Annotated in this window: 20 protein-coding genes; 2 read left to right on the top strand and 18 right to left on the bottom strand. The window is 40.1% G+C overall.

Annotation, left to right across the window (positions count from 1 at the left end):
- Positions 1–12: 12 nt before the first annotated feature.
- From AAGS61_RS02055 to AAGS61_RS02040, 4 genes are all read right to left on the bottom strand, one after another.
- Positions 13–753 carry an amino acid ABC transporter ATP-binding protein gene (locus AAGS61_RS02055; protein WP_391367300.1) on the bottom strand — a complete coding sequence of 247 codons (741 nt, stop codon included), beginning with the start codon at positions 751–753 and terminating at the stop codon, positions 13–15.
- Between the two features lie 18 nt (positions 754–771).
- Positions 772–1431, bottom strand: coding sequence for an amino acid ABC transporter permease (locus AAGS61_RS02050; protein WP_391366766.1), 660 nt, complete (start codon positions 1429–1431; stop codon positions 772–774).
- Between the two features lie 66 nt (positions 1432–1497).
- Positions 1498–2298: a transporter substrate-binding domain-containing protein gene (locus AAGS61_RS02045; protein WP_391366764.1), complete on the bottom strand. Its 801-nt coding sequence runs from the start codon at positions 2296–2298 to the stop codon at positions 1498–1500.
- 839 nt (positions 2299–3137) lie between these two features.
- On the bottom strand, positions 3138–3359 hold the full coding sequence (locus AAGS61_RS02040; protein WP_391367297.1) for a YneF family protein: 222 nt from the start codon (positions 3357–3359) through the stop codon (positions 3138–3140).
- 211 nt (positions 3360–3570) lie between these two features.
- On the opposite strand from AAGS61_RS02040, the gene AAGS61_RS02035 reads away from it, so the two are divergent.
- On the top strand, positions 3571–3885 hold the full coding sequence (locus tag AAGS61_RS02035) for a hypothetical protein (RefSeq protein ID WP_391366762.1): 315 nt from the start codon (positions 3571–3573) through the stop codon (positions 3883–3885).
- 76 nt (positions 3886–3961) lie between these two features.
- On the opposite strand, the gene tkt is transcribed toward AAGS61_RS02035, so the two are convergent.
- The 4 genes from tkt to yneA all read right to left on the bottom strand — a co-directional run bounded on the left by tkt (position 3962) and on the right by yneA (position 7477).
- A complete protein-coding gene (gene tkt, locus AAGS61_RS02030; RefSeq protein WP_391366761.1) occupies positions 3962–5956 on the bottom strand; it encodes a transketolase in 1995 nt (664 codons plus the stop codon).
- A gap of 138 nt (positions 5957–6094) precedes the next feature.
- Positions 6095–6328, bottom strand: a complete 234-nt coding sequence (locus AAGS61_RS02025; RefSeq protein ID WP_391366759.1) for a DUF896 domain-containing protein — start codon at positions 6326–6328, stop codon at positions 6095–6097.
- Positions 6329–6464: 136 nt separating this feature from the next.
- Positions 6465–7142, bottom strand: coding sequence for a YneB family resolvase-like protein (locus AAGS61_RS02020; RefSeq protein ID WP_391366757.1), 678 nt, complete (start codon positions 7140–7142; stop codon positions 6465–6467).
- Positions 7139–7477: a cell division suppressor protein YneA gene (gene yneA, locus AAGS61_RS02015; RefSeq protein WP_391366755.1), complete on the bottom strand. Its 339-nt coding sequence runs from the start codon at positions 7475–7477 to the stop codon at positions 7139–7141. Before yneA ends, AAGS61_RS02020 begins: the two co-directional genes overlap by 4 nt.
- A 164-nt stretch (positions 7478–7641) precedes the next feature.
- On the opposite strand from yneA, the gene lexA reads away from it, so the two are divergent.
- Positions 7642–8262 (top strand): transcriptional repressor LexA, encoded by a 621-nt coding sequence (gene lexA, locus AAGS61_RS02010; RefSeq protein WP_391366753.1) that lies wholly within the window; start codon positions 7642–7644, stop codon positions 8260–8262.
- 42 nt (positions 8263–8304) lie between these two features.
- Here the strand turns inward: lexA and AAGS61_RS02005 are convergent, their stop codons facing one another.
- From AAGS61_RS02005 to AAGS61_RS01960, 10 genes are all read right to left on the bottom strand, one after another.
- Entirely contained in the window at positions 8305–8997 is a 693-nt protein-coding gene (locus AAGS61_RS02005; RefSeq protein WP_391366751.1) for a gamma-glutamyl-gamma-aminobutyrate hydrolase family protein, read from the bottom strand.
- A 149-nt stretch (positions 8998–9146) separates the two neighbouring features.
- Entirely contained in the window at positions 9147–9899 is a 753-nt protein-coding gene (locus AAGS61_RS02000) for a prepilin peptidase (protein WP_391366749.1), read from the bottom strand.
- Positions 9900–9910: 11 nt separating this feature from the next.
- Entirely contained in the window at positions 9911–10588 is a 678-nt protein-coding gene (locus AAGS61_RS01995) for a potassium transporter (protein WP_391366747.1), read from the bottom strand.
- Entirely contained in the window at positions 10588–11178 is a 591-nt protein-coding gene (locus tag AAGS61_RS01990) for a PilN domain-containing protein (RefSeq protein ID WP_391366745.1), read from the bottom strand. The genes AAGS61_RS01995 and AAGS61_RS01990 overlap by 1 nt, the downstream gene beginning before the upstream one ends.
- Complete coding sequence (pilM, locus tag AAGS61_RS01985) at positions 11175–12152, bottom strand: type IV pilus biogenesis protein PilM (protein WP_391366743.1); 978 nt, start codon at positions 12150–12152, stop codon at positions 11175–11177. Before pilM ends, AAGS61_RS01990 begins: the two co-directional genes overlap by 4 nt.
- Before the next feature lie 99 nt (positions 12153–12251).
- Positions 12252–12683, bottom strand: a complete 432-nt coding sequence (locus AAGS61_RS01980) for a prepilin-type N-terminal cleavage/methylation domain-containing protein (RefSeq protein WP_391366741.1) — start codon at positions 12681–12683, stop codon at positions 12252–12254.
- 137 nt (positions 12684–12820) lie between these two features.
- A complete protein-coding gene (locus tag AAGS61_RS01975) occupies positions 12821–14026 on the bottom strand; it encodes a type II secretion system F family protein (protein WP_391366739.1) in 1206 nt (401 codons plus the stop codon).
- Positions 14026–15066 carry a type IV pilus twitching motility protein PilT gene (locus AAGS61_RS01970; RefSeq protein WP_391366738.1) on the bottom strand — a complete coding sequence of 347 codons (1041 nt, stop codon included), beginning with the start codon at positions 15064–15066 and terminating at the stop codon, positions 14026–14028. Before AAGS61_RS01970 ends, AAGS61_RS01975 begins: the two co-directional genes overlap by 1 nt.
- Positions 15067–15078: 12 nt before the next feature.
- A complete protein-coding gene (locus tag AAGS61_RS01965; RefSeq protein WP_391366737.1) occupies positions 15079–16743 on the bottom strand; it encodes a GspE/PulE family protein in 1665 nt (554 codons plus the stop codon).
- Positions 16744–16759: 16 nt separating this feature from the next.
- Complete coding sequence (locus AAGS61_RS01960; RefSeq protein WP_391366735.1) at positions 16760–18058, bottom strand: VanW family protein; 1299 nt, start codon at positions 18056–18058, stop codon at positions 16760–16762.
- Positions 18059–18225 lie beyond the last annotated feature (167 nt).

The raw sequence follows: 18225 nt of genomic DNA, 5'->3' as shown, positions 1-18225 counted from the left end.
TTTCATATCCTCCTAAATAAACTGCATCGACTGAATAAACGATTGAATGCGATTGTTTTCTTTATTATCAAAAAACATTTTCGTCTCACCGTCAAACAAAATCTGTCCATCTTCTAGAAATAATACACGATCAGCTACTTCTTTGGCAAAATTTAGATTATGCGTAACGATAATCATCGACTTACCTTCTTCTGATAAATCTTTTAAAACCTTGAGTACCTCACCTTCTAATTCTGGATCGAGTGCGCTTGTCGGCTCATCAAATAGCAAAAACGTAGGCTCCATTGCTAATGCACGCGCGATTGCTACACGCTGCTGCTGACCACCAGATAATTGAGATGGATAGCTATCCATCTTATGCGAAAGCCCCACTTTCGAAAGCAGTAATTTTCCCTTTTCAATGATTAATTTCTTATCTTTCTTTAATACAGTTATCGGTCCCTCAATCACATTTTCAAGTACTTTCATATGTGGAAACAAATTAAAGCTTTGAAATACCATGGCTGTACTTTGTCTGATGGCTAGCCGATTTTTTTTCGATATGACTTTTGATAAATCAATATGAATAGCATCAATTTGAAGTGTGCCACGCTCAGGCGTTTCAAGCAGATTAATACAACGTAAAAGCGTGGATTTACCTGAGCCGGAAGGACCTAAAATAACGGTTGTCTCCCCTTTATTAAACGTGATGTTAATATCCTTTAAAGCCTCATGTTCGCCAAAAAATTTAGACATGTGTGAAAACTGTACGATAAGGTCCACTCCCCCTTCTTAAATATATTTCGAAGCATATTTTTCAAGCTTCCCTTGAATAAAGGTTAATACCGTAATGAATAGTAAATAGATGACTGCTACAAGTGAATAAATTAATAACGGTTCATATGTACGTGCCGTAATTTGCTGTCCAATCATAAACATATCGGCTAATGTAATACTTGCTACAAGTGATGTACCTTTTACTAAATCAATAAAATCATTCGTGACAGGTGGTAACGAAATACGCATCGTTTGCGGGGCAATGACACGTCTTAGCACTTGCCAATACGTCATTCCAAGCGATTCCGCTGCTTCCCATTGCCCTTTTGGAATAGCTAAAATAGATGCACGAATCGATTCAGAGGCATATGCACCTGTGTTTAGCGAAAATGTAATAACAGCGGCTGTCCATGCATCTAATGAAAAGCCTATACTCGGCAAACCAAAAAACACGATGAATAGCTGTACTAATAATGGTGTACCACGGAAAATCCAAACGTAAACACTAAAAATATAGCGTAAAATAGCGATATGCGATAACTTTGCTAGTGCCGTCATGACCGCAATGACTAATGCAATCGCAAATGATAGTAGCGATAACGGAATCGTCACGACTATACCCGCCTTTAAAATGGGCCAAATCGAGTCAACTAATATTTCCATTTCTCTGCTCATCCGTTAACACTCCCTCCTAGTAAAATGATAGGACCATCTCACGACGAATGGATGGTCCCATTTTGATTAATTATTTGTAATCACATTGTCACCAAAGTACTTTTCTGAAATGGCTGCAAATGTGCCATCTTCACTACGTGTTTTAATGATTTCATTTAACTTTTCACGGAATTCTTCGTTCTCTTTATTTAAAATAAGCGCAATATCCGAAGAACTTGTAGAGCCTTCAACAATTTTTAATTTTGAATCTGGTTGTTCTTTCATATATGTTAAAAATGTTACACGATCATGGATTGTCCCATCAGCACGCCCTTGCTCTACTAACTGAATCGAACTCGTTAAGTCCGTTACAGCGACAATTTCCGCACCAAGTGATTCTGCATCTTTTGCAAAGTTACTTGTAATTGTTTGCGCTGCTTTTTTACCCTTTAAGTCTTCAATTTGTTGAATTTCTGTATTATCACTATGTACTGCTAAAACCGCGACAGATTCCATATACGGGATTGTAAAATCATACTTTTCTTTACGCTCATCTGTAATGGAAATATTGTTAATGACAAAATCGTATTTATCTGTATCTAGCCCTGCGATTAATGAATCCCATTTCGTCTCCACATAATTCGCCTCTACACCTAAATCCTCAGCAATTTGAGCAGCAATCTCATATTCAAAACCAGTTAATACGCCTGCTTCATCATGGTAACTAAATGGTGGGAATGTCCCCTCTAAACCAATATTAATAGTACCTGCTTCTTGAATTTGCTCTAACTTATTTGTTGCTTCCTCGGTTGTCGTTTGATCATCACTATTTCCACAAGCTGCAAGTAACAATGATGTTAACCCTAACGATAGTAATAATTTTTTCAATGTCTTTTCCCCCTGTTATTAAAACCTAGTTAGTTTATATGTTTTATATTATTACATAGAATTCAAAAAAGCAATATAAATTTCAGAAAATTTTCATTAAGTACTCTAAATGAGCAAAAATTCATCCTAAAAATACCATTTAAATAGTGAAAGGTTTATATCATAGCCTCCGCGCTTTGCCACAGCCTACACAGGAGCTAAAACAGGCGTGGCCTGTTTGGATCTCCTGTTACGGCTCCTGTGGCTATGGCGCGCTACGGCAAAAGTGAATACTTCTCTATATGCTAGAAAAATATTTCTCTTATCTATATAGAAGGCAATTGTTTTTAGAGTCAGAAAGAGTATTTGAAATAGGTGAATGCGCTACCTTTGTTAAATTAGCCTACTTTTTTAACTCTAAATTTTAAAAACCGACTATATAAAAGAAATCATTTTCTTTCTATTTGCAAGTGTAATTACCTAGTCTCTACCGTAATGAATGAGCATCTTTCTTTATTTTTAGCCAGGTGTGTTGATTAACAAAATATTCCTTTATAGAAGCTTGTTTTTTAGCAAAACGTAATCAAAAATGACTTGCCAGTTGATTGAAGCGGAATCGGCGAGACTCCTACGGGAAAAGCATGAGCTGAAGCCCCCGCAGGAGCGAGGTACGAGCGACGAGGAGGCTGAGGCCATGCCCGTGGAAAGCGAGCCGAATGGAGCGGAAATCAACGGTTACCAAATCGGTAATATATGTTTATAAATTTGCTCATTATGAGTTAAGTAGTAAAATGTAAATGACCTATTAAAAAACGGCATGAAAAAAGAGTGCAGATTTAACGTCTACACTCTTTCATACATTATTTATCTTGGAACTTGTTCATTTGAGACATCATTTGGCGCACTTGCTTTTCAGATGGTTTACGTCCCATTTGTGCCATCATCACACGAATCATTTGTTCATTAATTGGTGGATTTTCTTTTAAATACTTCATCATATATTGACGGGCTGCGTAAAAACCGATAGCTGCGCCCCCGATTAAAGCGACAATGATAAGTAATACTCCTAACCATATTGGCATCATTCGAATCCAACCTCCTCCACTATACGAAATCCCGAGAAAACTCTCCAAAGAGGATTATACACTAATTCTAAAAGTGTTGCTATAGAATTCATTGTACAAGCCTTAGAAATATATGATTTATCGCTTTTTTCCATATTCTGAACTTCCTAGTTCATCATAGCATCCCTATTCATAATAAGGTAAAATTTAGAAAAGGGAGGCAAACAATATGGATTTTACATATACAGATTTTACAATCGATCATACATTTACGGTATTACAACCTATTTTCCGAACAATATTTATTTTCAGCATCATTTTTTTAGCCGTCGTCATTGCAAAAATCATTCCGACTTGGATTACAGTGTTATATGCAGCTTTTTCTAGTATCATTGCGGGGCAATTGTTGTATAGTGCCAGCATCATGATTGATGCATTCGTACTGAACGGCAATTCTTCTGATACAACTATTTTTATCGCCATATGTATCACAAATCTAATCTCGATTTTCGTTTCCATGTCGAAAAAGCCAAAAGAGAGGTAGCATAACACTACCTCTCTTTTTACGTTTGCTACTACGGTTATTCATGATTCAAGAGAAGCTGTTATACTTTCTTGAATTATAGTGCTTTTACTTTTGCTACTACGTTTTCCACTGTGAAACCGTATTTCTCCATCACTAACTCGCCTGGCGCTGATGCACCGAATTGGTCGATGGCTAATACATCGCCGTCAAAGCCTGTATATTTGTGCCAGCCTAAAGACGCGCCCATTTCAATTGCAAGACGTTTTGTCACTGCTTTTGGAAGAACGGATTCTTTATAATCTGCTGATTGCTTTTCAAAGCGGTCTACTGAAGGCATAGATACGACAGACGCATCGATACCATCTGCTAATAATGCTTTCTGCGCTTCTACCGCTAATGAAACCTCTGAGCCCGTTGCGATTAAAATCGCATCTGGTGTTTCTTTTGTAGCTGGTGAAAGGACATAAGCACCTTTTTGTACACCTTCACGTACTGTTTCGATTGGTGCATCAAGAACCGGTAAGTTTTGACGAGATAATACTAAAACAGTCGGTGTAGACTCGCTTGTTAATGCTACCTTCCACGCTTCCGCTGATTCGTTTGCATCGGCTGGACGAATGACAGAAAGGTTTGGCATTGCACGTAATGACGCTAAGTGCTCGATTGGCTCGTGTGTTGGACCATCTTCACCAACAGCGATTGAATCGTGCGTGAATACATACGTTACTGGTAAGCCCATTAATGCAGATAAACGAACAGCTGGACGTACATAATCCGAGAACACGAAGAATGTACCACCGAATACGTTTACGCCGCCGTGTAAAGCCATACCGTTTAGTGCAGCACCCATCGCAAATTCACGTACACCGAACCAAATATTACGGCCAGCATAGTTCTCCGCTGAGAAGTCGCCTGCACCCTTCATTGTTGTTTTGTTTGATCCCGCTAAGTCCGCTGAACCACCAAAGAATGAAGGTACTTTTTTCGCAAGCGCGTTGATCGCATCTCCTGAAGATGAACGTGTTGCAACAGATTTACCTACTTCATATACAGGAATTTCTGCATCGTAGTCCGCTGGAATTTCACCGTTCATTGCATTTTCAAACTGCGCTGCTAATTCTGGGAATTGTGCTTTGTAGCTTTCAAATGTTTCATTCCAAGCTGCTTCTGCTTGTACACCTTGTACTTCTGCAGCTGCTTTAAATGTATCGTACACGTCTTGTGGAATTTGGAATGGCTCATGTGCCCAGCTGTACGCTTCTTTTGTTAAGACCACTTCATCTGTTCCAAGTGGCGCACCGTGAGAATCCGCTTTCCCTGATTTATTTGGCGAACCGAAACCAATCACTGTTTTCACTTCAATTAATGTCGGACCACCCGTGTTCTTTTTCGCTTGTTCAATCGCATTGTTGATTGCTTCAACATCGTTGCCATCATCTACTCGTAAGTAGTTCCAGCCGTATGATTCAAAACGCTTTTTAACATTTTCAGAAAATGATTTGCCTAAATCTCCGTCTAATGAAATATCATTTGAATCGTATAGGACAATTAGTTTTTCCAGTTGTAAGTGACCTGCTAATGAAATCGCCTCTGCCGCAACGCCTTCCATTAAGTCGCCATCGCCACATAATGCAACTGTATAGTGGTCTACGATTTCATAACCTGGTTTATTGTAAGTAGCAGCAAGATGACGTTCAGCCATTGCCATACCGACTGTCATCGCAATGCCTTGACCAAGTGGACCAGTTGTTGCTTCTACCCCTACCGTATGACCATACTCTGGGTGACCTGGTGTTTTTGAATCCCATTGACGGAAGTTTTTGATTTCTTCCATGTCTAACCCATAACCACCTAAGTGCAGTAAGCTGTATAACAGCATTGAGCCGTGACCTGCTGATAATACGAAACGGTCGCGGTTAAACCATTTAGGATTTTGTGGGTTGTGGCGTAATTGCTTTGTCCATAATGTATACGCCATTGGAGCTGCCCCCATTGGTAAGCCTGGGTGACCAGAGTTGGCTTTTTCAATTGCATCAATTGATAATGTTCGGATAGCGTTAATCGCTAACTGATCCATATGTTGTGTCATATTATGACATCCTTTCTCGCACGAATATTGTTCTTATATAGTTTAGTCATATTTGTTAAATAAAACAATGCTTTTCAAGTAAATATGTTATACTTTTTTGTTAAATGTGACACATCATTACATCAGTGCAACATTTAATTAATTTAAGAACTTTTTCTCTTGTGCTTGCTTCACTTTTTCAGGCGTTACATCATTTCCTGCTGCGTCCACGATTTTTACATTTTCAATTGTGTCGCGCATTGTGTTGCGGAATGTGTCTAAGTATTCTTTTCGTAACTGTGATTGCTCTTTTGCTTCCGCTTCTGTTAATGTTCCCGCTTTTTTCTTTTTAGATAGCTCATTAATACGAGCAATTTTTTCTTTTGATAGCATACATGTCTCACCTTTCTACACTAACTATTACAAAGGTATGAAAAAATAAGCGGAAGTGCAAGTGATTGTGCTTTATTCTGGCTATTTCGACAAATTTCCATCTTACACTTTTACCATAAAAAAAGAGCACCAGAACTTATTCTGGTGACTCTGTTGATTGTTCTTGTTGCTCAGTATATTCGATGTAGCGGCGATTTATCGTCGCTTTACTTACTTGAAATCCTAGTCCTTGTAATGTACTAGCAATTTCTTTAAATGTCATGCCTCTGTCTCGAAGCTTCACGATTTCTTCAATCGGGACTTCAATTCGTTCACGCCCCTCTAAGTTGCCGCGCTCTGTTAAATTTAACTCAGGACGATAGCCATTTTCTACAGCGCGCCTCATGCCTCGTCGGATTTTAGCATTATGCAATTTCCGCTGATATTCTTCTACAATCGCTAATATTTCTAACAGCATCGTATCCATCTCATTTAATGAGAGTGGTCCCGCTTCATTCAAGGAATAAACCGTTACCTCTTGCTTTAACAGTAAATGCAACACGGCCATTCGCGCATTGCCACGCCCTAACCGGGTTTCATCCTGAATGAAAAGCGTTTGAATACGTTTCGCTTTCATGAAATCGAGCATTTCAAGTAAGCCGTCTCGGTCGACATCATAACCGCTTTGTTGATCTTCGAAAACAGCTGCTACCTTAAACTGTAACTGCTGGGCGTAACGTGTTAATTCTTCACGCTGCCTGACTAAAGATGTTTCTTGTGTTTCTTTCACTGTGCTTACACGGCAATAAACGACAGCTTGTTTTTGTTGGGTCATCGTTGTTCACTCGCTACTTTAATGGAATCAGTTTCTTCTTGTGTTGACAGTCTAACAACATATACGGAGTCTTTTTCAACAGGAATTGTAATCGTTTGACCTGCCGTTAGCAGTTGATTAAATAAATAATTCTCCTTTTGTACAAAAGAAACCCAGTCTTGCGTAGACATTTTACCACGATATTCATCGGCTAACGACCATAAAGTATCGCCATGCTGCACTGTAATCTGTTCGTAGTGCTCAATTTTTTCATCTGTTATGTATAAGTATGTCACAAATGCTACTGTAACCCCTAAAAGTAGCGCTACATAGTTATTTTTCTTTAACCAATTCATCCACAAATCCCCCTCGAATGCTTGTTCGGAATGTATGTTCTCATTTTAATACAGCTGTTCGTTTTTTGTCAATATTTTTTCGAACTCACGTTTGCTTTTCTGTTCGTATATGTTATACTGAGTGTAAATAATAAGGAAGAACTCTTACAGAGAGGTGAAAAAACATGACAAAAGTATCTAAACGACAAGAAGCAATTTTAGCATTCATCAAAGAAGAAGTACGTTCTAAAGGCTATCCACCGTCCGTTCGTGAAATAGGGGAAGCTGTCGGGCTTGCTTCTAGTTCAACCGTGCATGGTCATTTAGCTCGTCTTGAAAGCAAGGGGTTAATTCGTCGGGACCCTACGAAGCCACGTGCTATTGAAGTATTAAATCAAGAAGATACACTTACAACTAAAGTAGACGTTATCCATGTTCCTTTAATCGGCAAAGTAACAGCCGGGCTACCGATTACGGCCATTGAAAATACAGAGGAATATTTCCCACTTCCAAACACATATGGCACAAGTGAGGATCAAATTTTCATGCTGGAAATTATGGGCGAGTCGATGATTGAAGCAGGCATTTTAGATGGGGATTACGTCATCGTCAAACAACAATCTACAGCAAACAACGGGGATATTGTCGTCGCGATGACCGAAGATGATGAAGCAACAGTGAAGCGCTTTTATAAGGAAAAAACACATTTCCGCTTACAACCTGAAAACTCTTCAATGGATCCGATTTTAGTAGACCAAGTGAAGATTTTAGGGAAAGTCGTTGGGTTATACCGAAATATTCATTAATAAAAATGTGTAGGCAAAGTCACACTTCGCCTACACCGTTTTTTATTTTTGACACGCATCCACAAACGCTTGAAATAAAGTAAGCGATGCATCATCTTGTTTCATAGCTAGCTCTTCTGGATGCCACTGCACCCCTAAACAAAATGTATAATCTGGATGTTCAATCGCTTCAATCATGCCATCACTCGTAGACGCCGTCACCATTAAGCCGTCCCCTACTTCTTTAATCGCTTGATGATGGAAGGAATTCGTCCACACTTCACTGCCAATTAACTCACATAGCTTTGTTCCCTCTTGTACGACGACACGGTGAATCTTTTCATGACGTGCTGATTTTTGGGCATGTTGTATAGCGCCATTTACTTGTGACGGAATGTCTTGATACAGCGAGCCACCAAACGCCACATTCAACACTTGATGGCCGCGACAAACGGCAAAAACAGGTAAGTCGCGCTTTAATGCGGCCTGTAACACTTGAAAATCACTTTCGTCGCGTTGTTCAATGACCATCCCTTGCATCGGAATCGGATCTTCTCCAAAAAATTTCGGATGAATATCATGTCCCCCAATTAAAAGTAACCCGTCTATTTTGGAAATAAATTCCTCAACCCCCGTTGTAATATGCGGGAAGCAAAGCGGAATGCCCCCTGCCTGTAAAACCGCTTGAATATACGTCTCATTAATTTCAAATTTTCTTTCTGATGAATGCATGGTCACACCAATAATCGGTTTCATCTAAATCCCCCCTAAGTTGATCGAAGCAAAAATCCTACTAGCCAAACACCATCTATTATGAAGTCAGCGGTGTACTTGCTTTATTTTCAATTTTACTTGCCTAATCCACAGAAAAAAAGGCAAATTCCGTAGAATTCACCTTGTTTCATTTAAAATAATTGCCAATACCATTCGATCAGCTGTGCACCATAAAAATAAGTAATCAGCGCACCAATCGCAATCGATGGTCCAAACGGTACAGGCGTTTTCCTTCCTTGGCCGCGCACTTTTAATACAACTCCCCCGATTACCATCCCAATAACAGATGCTAAAAACAAGGTTAACAGCGCATTGACGGTACCGAGCACTAGACCAATTAAAAAGAACAGCTTAATATCGCCGCCCCCCATACCACCTTTTGAGACAACCGCTATGAGTAGCAATATACTAAACCCAACACTAGCCCCAAGCAAGCTATCCCACCACGGCTCAAGCGGAGATAAAATACGTCCTATCACTAAAAATGGGAAGAAAAATAATAAGATTTTATTCGGAATCAGCATGTACGCGATATCCGAAACATTAATAATGACGAGTAATGAAACAAACAGCAACGCCACAAAAAGCTCCGCACTTAAGCCAAACACCATATAGCTCAGCGCAAAAAGGACCGCCGTCACTAGCTCCGTTAATAGGTAGATCAGTGACACTTTGACCCCACACCCGCGGCACTTCCCTCCCTGCATGACATAGGACAGCACAGGAATTAGCTCCAATGCCGTTAACCTTTTGCTACAGTTTGTACAATGGGAAGGCGGGGTCACAATCGATTCCCCTTTTGGCACCCGTAAACCTACCACATTATAAAACGAACCGAATACGAGACCAAATATCCCGAATACAATCGTATACATCATGTCCATACTTCGGCCCCTTATTCGTAATAAAATGTTGTGATTTGAATGATTGCTGCTGCGACTTCTGAACGATCCTCTGCAAATAACTCTTCTTCACCAGGTAGTTGGTAATCAATTTTATCAATGTGCATCACCCGTTCTAATCGCTCAATTTCTTTAATAAATAACTGTAATTTTTCAAAGTTTGGGGATGCTACGTCCACTTCAAATGTCACTAATTTCAAATTAGTCGGTACATTTGCTGTCGCAATCGTTGACACCGGGTTTTGTTCAGTCTCCGCAACTTCGCCTTGTGCTGTTTCCTCTGTCGTTTCCTCTGTAGCATTTGGATCGGTTAAGGTTGATTCCGATACAAGCGAATCATAATTATTAAACTTTATCCCTAACACTGTTGAGCCTGATACGTATTCTACCTCTTCAATATTTAATAAAATCCGATCAATTTCTCGACTAGCTGGCACTTTTTTACGCAAGGCAAATTCATTTGGAATGTCACTAGATTGCTCTTCTTTTAGTAAGGTAATCTGGTCTTGAATCGACGTGATCTCACTATTCAAGCTACTAACCGAACTCTCTAGATTAGTAGCCTCCTCTTGCTTCGGTTTCACCACATAATAATAAACAGCAAACAATAAAGCTAATACGAGTGCTGAAAGAAGAAGCACTTCAGAATTTTTGCCACTTGAAAGTTGCATTAATTTACACCTCCAGTAGCTAAATACAAATCATTAATCTGTAACACAACTGTTGCTGAATAACGAGGCACTTCCGTAAAACGGTCAACCTCAGCCTCTTCTTCACTCGTTGGATTTACATCAAAGTTTGCAATAGAATCTACTTGTACATCTAAAAAGTACGGATTTTGCTCCAATCGTTCTACATATGCTGAAATCATATTTAACGTCTCAAAATCAATATCAATCGACACAATCGATTGCTCAAACGTATAATTACGCAAATATGTATTCGATGGCAGTAAAGCTTTAGTCGTATCAATTAATGGTGATACATCATATGACACAAGCTCCGCAAAGGCTACCGATTCCTCCAGTGAGCCTTGATTGGCTCCTTGTAAATTCGTGAGCTCCACTTGCAACGCATCACGCTCTACTTGTAATGATTGTTCTTCTGCTTCGAGGCTGACGACATCTACACGAGCAGAAAAATAAAGCCATGACATAACAGCTAACAACAGAAGCGTGATAATACCGATTAAAATAAAAATGGTCTTGGGGCTACCATCATCTTGATCGACTTTCGGTAAGAGGTTAATATCTGGAATCATCCTTTAACCTCCTTTAACGCTAAGCCGAGTAAAGAGGCATGCTTCGCTTTGAAGCCTGGAAATTTCTTTTCAATGATCGCATCGTTAATCACTTGAATCGGCGTTGTAAAGTTTTCTGATAAAAATTCAGAAATCGTCGTTAATAATGGGTTGTCGCCTAAAATCATAATTTCATCTACCGATTTTTCCCCTTTATGTAAGGAGAATCGAAAGAAGTTCATCATCCGGTCCAGCTCTAACACTTGGTCCGTAATAATCATCCGGTAATCTTGAATATCACCATCATAGCTAAATTCTACATTTGCTTCATCAACCACACGATGTTGCCACTTCGTTAAATCGGTATCAATCGATTGGAAACGTAAAAACTCCACATTCCCTGCTGAATATATACAGATGGACACCTCATTAATGGACCAGTCCGCAATTAAGTACGTTCGATCCGCATTCACCATGTCTAAATGTTCAAGTAAGCGTAGGTTGGCTAATGCTCGAATGTCCGCAACTTGCGGTTTTAAATGATTGTCGAGTAAAATCCCCATCCATTTACGGACCTCTTCTGGTGGCGCTGCAAAGATAACCGCTTTGCCGTCACTAGGTACCGGGTCATACACATCGACTAACGGCTCTTGGAACGGCAAATGAATCGAATGCCCAATCTCCATTTCCACATAACTGCGCAAATCCTTTGATTCTACATCGGTGGGATGCTCAATTGCTTTTAATAGAACGGAAGTATCCGGTACAAAAAAACGAACATTTTGATGTTTGCCCCCCCATTTAGGTGCATATTCTTTTACAATTTCATATAAAGCCATTTCATCCTCTAACATCGCGTCCTGCATAAGCCCTTGTGGCAATGGGATTTCATAGCATTGCGGCTGTACTAAATTCGGCCCTTTCGATACAAGAGCCCGCAACACATAATCGTTCAACTCAATGCTAACATGTGATTTTTTCTTCACTTTGAACATAGCAGGGCCCCCTTTTTTTCAATTACTCTCTCTATATAGTGAACTCGTTAGTCACTCAATGGAACACCCAATCGTGATTGGGTGTTCGATGAATGGCTACTAATCTATTTTACCCTTAATTACTTTTTCAGTAACAGGAGAACCCACATGATATTTAGAAGTACTTTTAATATCACTAGTTAGTTTTGAATATGTGATTGTCCATGCAGCTTCAGTAGTTCCTGAGGCGGGAGTATAAACTACCTGAGTTCCATCCGGTAATGTAACTCCTTCTACATAAGGAGTTAAGGCCGCTTTATCACAAGTATTATTGGCTTGAGTACAATCACCATTCATATGCGCAATTTTGGCACCTGAAATTATATTTATTGCCTCAGACAAAACTGCTCTTTCTCTTGAATTTTGAATAATATTCCCAATGGCCGGCACTGCAATCGCTGCAATAATCCCCAAAATAACAATTACCGCTAACAGCTCGACTAACGTTAAACCTTTTTCATTTTTAATACGTTTTTTTAGTTGTTGAAACATATTAAAGCTTCCCCCTTTAAAATTTTATATTTTTTGTACGGACGTCGCTCACTTTGATGCCTCCTTACAAAACGCCCTACCTACACTTACTATTATACTGATAGCAGCTTAAAGTTTACATAATTTTACATAAAATTCTACATTTGTTCATATAAACTAAACATCGGTAATAAAATGGCGGTCACAATGACGCCGACTGTTAGTGCTAAAAATAAAATCATCATTGGTTCAATTAACGATTTTAATGTATCGACTGCACGGTCTACTTCGTCTTCGTAAAAGTCCGAAACCTTTTCTAGCATATAATCTAAAGAGCCCGTCGATTCACCGATTTTCACCATACTCGTTACCATCGGAGGGAATAGCCAGCTTTGCTCAAGGGGTTCGGATAATGTGCTCCCTTTTTCTAAGCTTTTCCGCGCCTCAATCATGACTTCACTAATGACCGGATTACCACTTACCCGCTCTGAAATCGTTAATGCCTGTAAAATTGGGACAGCACTACTAAATAATGAAGACAATGTTCGTAGCAAACGAGCAAGTGCTGTTTTCTGTAATATCGGACCGAAGCCTGGTATTCGAAGCAATATATAGTTCACCATGTATTTAAACCGCTCATTCGTCTTGTATAAAAAATTAAATAACACAACGACACCGATAAGAAGGGCTACTACCACCCACCAAAACTGTGTGAGCCAATCACTCACCGCTACCGTCACCACCGTAATCGTCGGCAATTCCGCGCCCATCTCTTCAAACGATTTGACGAATTGCGGGACGATGACGACCATTAAAAAAATAACAACGCCGATCGTCAGTGTTAATAAAATGGCTGGGTATGCCATCGTGGATTGCACTTTTTTCTTTAATCTAAATTGCTTTTCAAATGTATCGGCTAAGCGCTCTAATGTATCGTCGATATTCCCTGTTGCTTCACCGGATTTCATTAAATTGATGAACAGTTCCGGAAATACTTTCGGGTGCTTTGCGACAGCTTGCGATAAAGGGATACCTGTCCGAATATCGTCTTCCACGATTTCAAGCGCTTTCTTTAACGCTTTACTCGTAGATTGACGCGCTAAAATATTGGTCGATTCCACAATCGACACACCTGCTCGTACTAACGTGGCAAATTGGCGACAATACAAGACGAAATCCTCGGTTTTCACCTTGCCACCTAAGGGAATGTCCTTATGTAAAATACTTGTTGACTCCTCTAACTGGCGTGGGTTAATTCCTTGTTCTCGTAATCTTGTTAACGCGCTATTTTTGTTCGTAGCATTAATCGTGCCTTTTTTTATTTCCCCCGTTTTACTACGACCTGTGTATTTAAAAACGGTCATTAATACTCACCAGCATTCATATATGGGCGCACTTCTTGTAAAGAGACGGTGCCGTTCGAGACGAGTGACTGAATCGACGACTCCAACGTATGCATGCCAAGTGCACGGCTTGTCTGCATCACACTTGGAATTTGATGGACCTTTTCGTTACGAATTAAGTTCGTGACAGCTGGCACACCGACTAAAATTTCTGTTGCCGCTACACGTCCTTGTCCACCCTTTCGCACGAATAAACGCTGTGAAATAATCCCTTGCAATACGTTCGCAAGCTGAATACGAATTTGCCCTTGCTGATGTGGTGGGAAAACGTCAATAATACGATCAATTGTTGTCGGCGCACTGGATGTATGTAATGTGCCGAACACTAAGTGACCTGTTTCCGCAGCCGTAATCGCTGTTGAAATCGTTTCTAAATCGCGCATCTCACCGACAAGAATAATATCTGGATCTTGACGTAATGACGCACGCAACCCATTCGCGAAGCTGCCTGTATCGATGCCAATTTCACGTTGATTAATAATCGATTGTTTATGATGGTGTACATACTCGATCGGATCTTCTAGTGTAATAATGTGCTTTGCTTTATTTTCATTAATGTAATCAATCATCGCGGCTAATGTAGTCGATTTCCCTGAACCGGTTGGCCCTGTTACTAAAATCAGACCTTGTGGTTTGTCTGCTAATTCATACAACACTTGCGGCATATTAAGCTTTTCAATCGTTGGAATTTCACTTGAAATTAAACGCGCGGCAATCGCGCCGGCATTTCGTTGATGATAGGCATTCACACGAAAACGACAATAGCCTTCGAGTGTGTAATTGAAATCTGTTTCACCCTTTTCATCAAATTCCGCTATTTTAAAATCAGGTAAAATGTCACGAACCATTTCATTGACGACTTCAGGTGTCACTACCTCATCTCCGTAATGAGACAGCTTGCCGTTCACACGATACACAGGTGGCACGCCAACCGTTAAATGTAAGTCCGACGCCTTTTGGTTATATGCATGGAGTAATAACTCTTTAATATTTAAGTTCATCTGTTTCACTCCCTATTCTGTCATAGCTACACGTAATACTTCTTCTGTCGTTGTAATGCCGCTTCGCACTTTCAGTAACCCGTCTTGCAATAATGTGTGATAGCCTTTTTGCTTCATATAATCACGAAGCACGGTACCACTTACTTCAGAAATAATGAAATCTTTTAAGTCACGGTCAATCGGTAAAATTTCATGGATGGCAACACGTCCACGATAACCTGTCTGACCGCATGCCCCGCAACCGCGACCACGCGTGACGGTCTCGACTTTCATGCCGTTTTCTGCAAAGATTTCTTTTTCTCGTTCCGTTGCAGAGACGACGGTTGCACAATCGCGACATATACGACGTACGAGACGCTGTGCCATAGAACCGACTAATGAAGAAGAGATTAAAAACGGCTCAATCCCCATGTCCTTTAAGCGAGAAATCGATTCAACCGCACTATTTGTATGCAATGTACTTAATACTAAGTGCCCTGTTAAAGAGGCACGAATGGCAATTTGCGCTGTTTCTAAGTCACGAATTTCCCCAATCATCACGATGTCTGGATCTTGACGTAAAATGGAACGAAGCCCTGCTGCAAACGTTAACCCAACTTCTTCTTTTACTTGAATTTGGTTCACGCCCATCATTTGATACTCTACTGGATCTTCAACTGTAATAATGTTAACATCTTCTTTATTTAACTCAGAAAGTGCCGCATATAACGTAGATGACTTCCCTGAACCAGTAGGCCCTGTAATTAATACAATGCCATTTGGTCGAGCAATCATTTTCCCAAACAGCTCTTCATTTTTGGGTGAAAAGCCAATTTGACTAATATCATTTGGCGCATTACTTAAATCCAAAATACGCATTACAATTTTTTCACCGTAGACAGTCGGTAATGTTGATAAACGAATATCCACTGGTTTGAAATTCACCGTAATTTTAATACGTCCATCTTGCGGGGTACGATTTTCGGTAATATTTAAGTTCCCCATAATTTTCACACGAGCTGTCATAATATTTTGCATATGCTTCGGTAGCGAGCGCTCCGTACGTAATACCCCGTCCACACGATAACGGACTTTAAATCCGGTTTCCTGTGGATCAAAATGGATATCCGATGCACGTTGAGCAACACCGTTGGCAATAATTTGATTCACCAGACGTACCATCGGGGAATCTTCATCGACAATCTCCTGCTGTGTTTCTTGCGTGCCTGCTTGAATATCCGACAATGCTGCTTCCATCGATTCCTGCAAATCGTAGTATTTTGTAATCGTCCGATATAAATCATCTTTCGCCGCAATACTCGTCTCAATTTGACAGCCTGTCGCCATACGCACTTCTTCAATAGCGAAGTAATCCATCGGGTCAGCCATCGCAATAAACAATTTATTTTTCTCACGGCGTAGCGGAATTAAGTTCGCCCGCTTTGCTAGCTCAACAGGTACTAATTGAAGTAATTCAGGGTCAATCGTAAACTGATTTAACGAAACATGCGGAATGCCTAATTGAAACTCTAGTACTTCAATTAGCTGCTGTTCCGTTAGTATATTTTCTTTAATGAGGAAGTCCCCTAGCTTTTCATCACGACTTTTATGTTCCAGTGCGTGTGTTAGCTGCTCCTCCGTAATAACACCTGCCTCTAAAAGCAAGTCCCCTAGTCGCTTACGTGTTGTAGCTCTCATGTAGGTTTCTCCTCTCTTACGGTGTAATTAAGTTACCACCCTTATCGTAATGACTGCCTGGTGGTAAGACACGGTTGCCATTTTCATCAACTTTCACTTGATCGTCGTTCGTATTTGTACTATCTACATCCTCTAATCCGTCCCCATCTAAATCCATTTGTAAATCAGGGTCTGTCTGAGTAGATGACTCACGTGATGATTTAAGTAAAATGCGGTTAATTGGTGCATAATAATCACGGCTAATTAGTTCTTCCGCTCCGTGGATTGTTCGGTACACCGATACACGTAAGCCTTGTACCCCTTTTTGCACTTCCTGTGTTTGCCCCGTAGTGAGTTGATCCGTATAACGCGTAATCGTACGAGGTGAAATCGCTTCATCACGCACTACTTTCATCGTGACATCCACTTCTTTATGGGTTGTATACACTTCCGCTTTTAATTGTTGATTTTCCACCGTCATTTTCAACTTCATCGGGTTCGCTGTACGGTTCACAAATTTCAAGTCTTTTGGTGTCTTTACATCAATCGCGACTTCCACACCTGGCTCTAAATAATTCGGCACTTGCTTTTGAGAGTAACGCTCTACAATATCGGTATCCATATGGAGGGCATTATGATAAAGCATGGACGCGACAAAGTTTAATGCTTCACTATTCGCTTCCTCTATAGTTGTCCCTAGTGCTTCAATGAAGGAAAATATTTCACCCGTATTGACAATCGTTCCGTTCATAACATTCGCAATATCGTACACACCTAATGCCGTTACCGGAATTTCCTCAATGGCCAGGGCTAGGCGATCCGTTTCTACATCTGTTAAATCTGCGACTACTGCTTCAACCGGTTCTGTTTTTAAGTACCCTGCTGCCGTCATCACACGAGCATACGTCTCGTCTGTTTCCCACGTAGCCATTTTCGCAATCTCATCTTTTAACACTTGACTATCCAATGTATTAATTGGTAAATGGACGATGCGATCACTTTGCCAAAAGGCATACCAATCCTTTTTTACTAATGATTTATATGTAGCAATCGTACTATCTATATCAAACGCAATCGTTGCACGGTTTAATGACAGGGAACTCCCCCCGCCAGATACAATACCGGTCTCTTTCGTCCATTGATTGATTGCTTCAGACAAAACGTCCTTTAACTCGTCATCCTTTAAATCGCCTACTTCTATGCCAGCGATGGTAGATTGCGTTTCATCCCCCTTAGCAAGCGCGGGTTGTCCAACGATGAAATTCGGCAACCAAGTGGCTACTAATATAGTTGTTAATATACCTAGAATCACAATTTTAAATTTTACTTTCATCATTCCACCCCTCTTATATACCATTAAATAGTTTGACTTTTACAGAAATTGATGATTTCACATTACTTATTGTCTATAATAGGGATAATAGTAGAAAAAAACAAGGTATATCGCAAACTATGAAGACTATTTTTTGTAACTAAACAACCCATTATCAAGCAAATAGTGGG

The organism is Lysinibacillus sp. KU-BSD001 (assembly GCF_042920265.1).
GTDB lineage: Bacteria > Bacillota > Bacilli > Bacillales_A > Planococcaceae > Lysinibacillus_B.
Note: the sequence above shows the minus strand (reverse complement) of the source record. Positions and strands in the feature narration are given on the sequence as shown.